This is a genomic window from Alienimonas chondri (genome assembly GCF_013036045.1).
Taxonomy (GTDB): domain Bacteria; phylum Planctomycetota; class Planctomycetia; order Planctomycetales; family Planctomycetaceae; genus Alienimonas; species Alienimonas chondri.
This window is the reverse complement of the sequence record NZ_WTPX01000229.1, coordinates 1-5373: the sequence shown is the minus strand read 5'-3', so window position 1 is coordinate 5373 and position 5373 is coordinate 1. Positions and strand designations below refer to the sequence as shown.

4 protein-coding genes are annotated in these 5373 nt (G+C 69.0%); 1 reads left to right on the top strand and 3 read right to left on the bottom strand.

Features of this window, described 5'->3' with window-relative positions; genetic code table 11:
* Positions 1 to 287: 287 nt before the first annotated feature.
* The gene (locus LzC2_RS20080) at positions 288 to 1490 is read left to right on the top strand and encodes an LOG family protein (protein ID WP_171189814.1); all 1203 of its coding nucleotides are present in this window, start codon (positions 288 to 290) and stop codon (positions 1488 to 1490) included.
* Between the two features lie 88 nt (positions 1491 to 1578).
* Here LzC2_RS20080 and LzC2_RS20075 read toward each other — a convergent pair whose 3' ends face one another.
* The 3 genes from LzC2_RS20075 to LzC2_RS20065 form a co-directional block, all read right to left on the bottom strand.
* Entirely contained in the window at positions 1579 to 2361 is a 783-nt protein-coding gene (locus tag LzC2_RS20075) for a GDSL-type esterase/lipase family protein (RefSeq protein WP_171189813.1), read from the bottom strand.
* A gap of 170 nt (positions 2362 to 2531) precedes the next feature.
* Positions 2532 to 3638 carry a hypothetical protein gene (locus LzC2_RS20070; RefSeq protein WP_171189812.1) on the bottom strand — a complete coding sequence of 369 codons (1107 nt, stop codon included), beginning with the start codon at positions 3636 to 3638 and terminating at the stop codon, positions 2532 to 2534.
* A 148-nt stretch (positions 3639 to 3786) separates the two neighbouring features.
* A partial coding sequence (locus tag LzC2_RS20065; RefSeq protein ID WP_206678825.1) for a PcfJ domain-containing protein occupies positions 3787 to 5373 on the bottom strand: 1587 nt, incomplete at its 5' end.

Sequence of the window (5373 nt, the reverse complement as noted above, 5' to 3'; positions counted from 1 at the left end):
ACCGTCACGCGGCGATCGCGGTGCGGCGGTGCGTCCGCCGCGTGACGGTCGCGACCCGCGGCGGCGACCTGCTGATCGACTGGCCCGCCGGCGGCGAGATGCTGCTGATCGGTCCCGCGGAACGCCTCACGCCGGACGCCGCCTGATCGGCGGGGCGAACCCGGCCCGGAGACCAACCCGTCCCTGAGAACTTGATGAAGGACGGACCCGCGGTCGTCGCTGCGACCCCCGGCGACTAGGCTGCCGTCCCGATCTGTTTCCGATCGCGTCGAACAGGAGTCCCCGCGATGACCGATTCCAACCGCCCGCCCCAGTCCGACTCCCCGGAGTCGGATTCTTCAACCGCCGATTCCCCCCGGCCTGAGCATCCCCGGGCAGAGCATCCCCGGGGGGAGCGCCCCCGGTCCAAGGGGCCGGTCCGGCGGCGCCGCGGCCGGGCAGACGATGCGGAGAGCGAACCGCTGCCGCTGGAGCCGGACGAGGCCGTCCCGGACCATATCTTCGCCCAGCAAAGCGAGCTGGTCGAATCCATTAAGCGGACCGCCGACAAACTGCTCGCCGACGGGGCGACGCGGGGCGATCTCAAGATTCTGGAACGCGCGCTGAAGGAGTTGCGCTACGCCTTTAAAATGTTCACCCCTTACCGCAAGCAGCGGAAGGTGACGGTGTTCGGCAGCGCCCGCACCGCGGAGACCGCCCCGGAATACGCCCATGCGGAGAAGTTCGGTCGTCGCATGGCCGAGGAAGGGTGGATGTCGCTGACCGGCGCCGGCGGCGGCATTATGGAGGCCGCCCACGTCGGCGCCGGCCGCGAGATGAGCATGGGAGTCAATATCCTGTTGCCGTTCGAGCAGAGCGCGAACCGCATTATCGACGGCGACCCCAAGCTGGCGAACCTGAAATACTTCTTCACCCGCAAATTACTGTTCGTGAAGGAGGTTCACGGCGTCGCCACCTTCCCCGGCGGCTTCGGCACGCAGGACGAAGCGTTCGAGACGCTCACGTTGGTGCAGACCGGCAAGCGGGATCTGATGCCGCTGGTTTGGGTGGACGAGCCGGGCGGCAATTATTGGGGACACTGGCAGCAGTTCGTCAACGACGAATTGCTGGAGAAGGGGCTGATCTCCCCCGAGGACACCTCCCTGTACAAGATTACCACGAATATCGAGGAGGCGGTCGACGAGATTCTCGACTTCTACGCGGTCTATAACTCGATGCGGTACGTCCGGGGGCAGCTCGTGCTGCGGTTGCACGTCGCCCCGGACGATCAGCTGCTGGAACGCATTAACGACGAATTCAACGACCTGTGCGCCAGCGGTTCGATTACCTGCTGCGGCGCCCACGAGCACGAAGCGGACGACGAGCACCTCGCCGAACTGCCCCGCCTGAGCCTCGACTTCAACCGCCGCAGCGCCGGTCGCCTGCGGCAACTGGTCGACCTCTTGAATCGTGAACTCGCCGACTCGCCGAACCGTATCGAGGCGAAGTAAACGGATCGCCAGCCCGAGGCGCAAGCCGAGGCCGGGTGAGCCTACGAACGTCGCTCGGCCGATGCTTGCGCCTCGGGCTGCCGTCGGGTTACCCCTTTTCAGACAGGATCTTCGTCAGTTCGCTTTTCAGCAGCTTCGCCCAGACCGCGTAGCCGGCGTCGTTCTGGTGCAGCATATCGTTGCGGAACAGCGCTTCGTTCGGCGTGCCGTCTTCCTTCAGATAGGCGGCGGTGGCGTCGATAAAATAAACTTTGTCGTCCGCGTCGGCGAGTCGTTTCATCTCCGCGTTGAAGGCCGCGATTCGCGGCCAGGCAGCCCAGCGGGAGGGCGTCGGCGTGACGGAGATCAACGCCACCGGCACGTCGGCGTCCATCTTGTGGGCGACGGCGATCGCGTGCCGCACGAAGGCCGCGGCGCCCTCGGGCGTTTGATCGCCCGGTTTGGCTTCGGCCCCGCCGGTGATGTCGTTCGCCACGAACAGAGCGATCGCGGAGACCGGTGCCCCCGGCTCGCCGGGCGTGAGATGCGGGGCGAACAGTTGATCGGCGTAATAGGCGAAGTCGCTGAACCGCGCCCCGCCGTAGCCCCGAGCCACCACCGGCAGCGGAGCCATCTCTTCCTCCACGTCGCCTTCCATCCACAGTCGCACCGACGACGACCCCGCCAGCAGCACCGCCCCCTCCGGCGGGCCGCCGGCTTCGTAGAGTTTACGGTCCCGCTCGCCGAGTTTTCTGACGGAAGATTCAAATCGGTCGATGTTCGCCTGCCAGGGGTCGAACGTGACCAACGTGACCTCCTCCGCCGCCGCCGCATCTTGAGGCGGAGCGGGGGCGAACGAACACAGCAACAGGGCGAGCGGAGCGGCGATCATCGGGGCGAGCGGTGCGGGTGAGAGGTGTTCGGGGCGAGGATAACCGAACGTTGATGCCTTCCGCTGCTTCCCCCCGCGACGCCCCGCCTCGACAGCGATCGGAACCGCGGGCGACGGCGCGGGATGAGGCGTTGGAACGTCTCGTTGAACGGTTCTCGATTTAGAGTGAATTAAAGCGTGTCGCCGTACGGGCCGAAGTAGGCCCAGCCGCCGTCGAAGTCCTCGACGCTCCAGGTCTTGTCGTCGTTGGGAACGCCTGCCGGCAGGGTCTTTCGTTCTTCGGCGACGACGATCGCCAAGACGCGGCCGATCTGCTCGCCGAGGGCGTCGATCTCGGTCTGCGTCGTGATCGTGCCGTCGAGTTCCGTCACGGCGATCCCGCCGTCCTCCACGCCGGCTTCCTCCTGCTCGAAGAGATGGTCGCAGCAGTCCGTCCAGTGCGGGCGGTACAGCATCGTGCCTTCGTCGAGAAACAGCGTGTATTCGCCGTCGGGTTCGGCGCCGGGACGGGTATCGAACACGACCGCGATCCAGCCGCCCTGACCGGTGTCGGCCCCGACGGTCGTCAGCGTGATCGGTCCCTCGCCGCCGGGGCCGTAGTTGTTTTGCGGGTCGAACTCCGCGAGGCGTTTCTTCAGGAAGGCTCGAAACGCCTCCGCCTCGGCCCGCAGGTCGATTGCGGGGACGAAGTCGTCGTCCTCGGCGCCGTCGTCATCCTCGTCCTCCGCCGCGGCGAACGGATCGGAACGTTGCGGCGGCGGGTCGGTCGCCCATTGATTCGGAATCAGCGAGACCGTCGGTTCGACGCCCCGCAACAGCGGATGATCCGAGGCGTCCCCGCCCTGATAACTCCAGCGAATCATCAGCCCCAGCTCCGACGATTCATAGAGGTGAAAGAGGTCCCGACCGCTGCGGGCGAAGCGATCGTGCGCCCAGCCGTCCGGTAGATCGAAGGGTTGTAATACGTCGTCGGCGAACGCCCCGACGCCCGGCACGCGGACCTTCGCCTTCTCATTCTCGCGAAATCGGCCGACCGTCTCTCGATACTCCGCTTCCCCCTTCGGAAAACGGTAGAGATAGAATACGACCAGCGCATTTCCCCGCCAGGGAGAGTCCGGCGGGTAGGAGGCGGACAGCCGTAGCGAGGCTTCCGCGTCCTCGATCGACCAGAATCCGTCCTCCAACTCCAAACGGTCGGCGCCCTCGAATCGCAGGCAGCCGAAATTGAAGGCCGGGACGAGCGGGTGTCCCTCCAGAAACAGCTGAGCGGCGGGCATGGCGACGGTCGGGGGGAGCGGGACGGCGTCAGTCCACCGTGACGGCCGTCCCGGATCAACCGGCGTCGATGCTCGGCGGCGGGGCCGTTTGCGAACCGATCGAGCGTCCCGGACGCGACAAGCGTCCGGGACGCTGCGTTCATCACCCTCACCCGTGCCGGCGGCGGCGTCGGCAGCGGCGATGCCAGCGTTCCACCACGATCGCTTCCTCCGGCGTCGGCGGGCGGTTGTCGGCGCCGCGGACCTGCACCACGCGGCCGGTGTCCGGTCGAATCTCGATCGTCAGCCGCGGCGCCCCGTTGAGCGTCAGGCTGTAGACGGCGCTCAGGCCGGCGCCGCAGCGGCCGACATAGGAACCCGCACAGTGCTTCAGCGCCCGCCCTTCGGCGACGAGGGCGCGGGCGGTGGTCCGTTCGATGAACCGCCACCGCGAGCCATGGCACTTCCATTCCCAGTCCCAACCGTGCGGCTCCCACTTGCCCGGAAGCGCCGGAGCGGGCGCCGTGCGACGCTGCTGCTGAGCGATCCGTTCGGCCTCGCGGCGCAGCGCGCGGCGGTTCTGGCGGTCTAACCGCTCCGCCGCCGCGCGGGCGAGGCGTTCCCGCTCGCGTTGAGCGGCCACGGCGGCCGCCTTCCGCTCGGCCTCCTGCCGCACCGCGGCGAGCGCTCCCTTCGCGGAACGGCCCCGCCAGACGAACCCGCCGGCCTTCGCGCAAGGGAGCCCGGCGAACCCGACACGCTCAAATCGCTCCGCGGCCCACGCCAGCACGTCGCGGGCGTCGGGATCGGTCAGTTCGGCGCCGCGGGTCGCCAGCCAGCCGACCGCCGCGGTCCAGAACGCCCGCTTCGCCTTCGCGGCGTCGTCCGCGGGGAGCGCCGTCGGATCGAGGCGATAGAACCGGACGCCGAGCAGCCGGCGGGCGACGATCTCATCGCCCCCGACGCGAGACGTTTCCGCCCGAATCGCCGCTGCCAGCGGACCGCCGGGGAAGCGGCCGAGCCGGGCGCCCTCCCGTTCAAAATGTGACTGGAACCGGCCCGGCGCCTCCCAGCCGAAGGTCGGCCCCAGCGCCCGCCCCGCCTTTCGCAGCCCGGCGCCCCCGCCCAGGGCGACCGCCCACCGCATCCACTTCGTTGCGTCGTCGCCCTCCTCCGGCGCCGATGCGAACGCCGGCGCCAGCACGATCGGGATCGCGTAACGACCGAACAGGTGGTTCACGACCATCGGCCCGAGCGCCAACGGATCGGCCAAGTCCTCGGGCGGGATGAACGCGGCCGGTTCCCGCATCCAGAAGGGGGCGAACGAAAGCAGCGCCGCGGGATCGAGCGATCCGCCGGCGGCGTCGCAGAACGCATGGATCGCCCGCCGGTTCGTCTCCGCGGACGGGCCGCCCGGGACAGTCAGTGCTTCCTCCACCGCGGCCGCGAGGGCCGCCGGCCCGTGCAGGACCGCCGCGTGCGCCCGCAAGCGAGCGAGGAGCCGGTCGATCGGTTCGGCAGGGCGTGCCTCGGCTTCATGCGGCGTATCACGCTCCGGCGCCGGCACCAACGGGGCCGGGGGCGGGGCGAACAGTTCCCACAGCGTTTGCCGGGCGGCGAGATCCGCCGCGGCCCGACCGGCGTTCCGATCGACCTCCCACACGCCGGGGCGTCCCGTCTTCGGCCGCATCGCGCACGGGTTCGGAACCGCGCCGGCGAGGGCGGCGCGGTCCTCGGGCGCGGGGGCGAACCGGGC

Bases quoted from the DNA above. Each gene is read 5' to 3' on its own strand.
- LzC2_RS20080 (WP_171189814.1), top strand. From the start codon at position 288: ATGACCGATTCCAACCGCCCGCCCCAGTCCGACTCCCCGGAGTCGGAT.
- LzC2_RS20075 (WP_171189813.1), bottom strand. From the start codon at position 2,361: ATGATCGCCGCTCCGCTCGCCCTGTTGCTGTGTTCGTTCGCCCCCGCT.
- LzC2_RS20070 (WP_171189812.1), bottom strand. From the start codon at position 3,638: ATGCCCGCCGCTCAGCTGTTTCTGGAGGGACACCCGCTCGTCCCGGCC.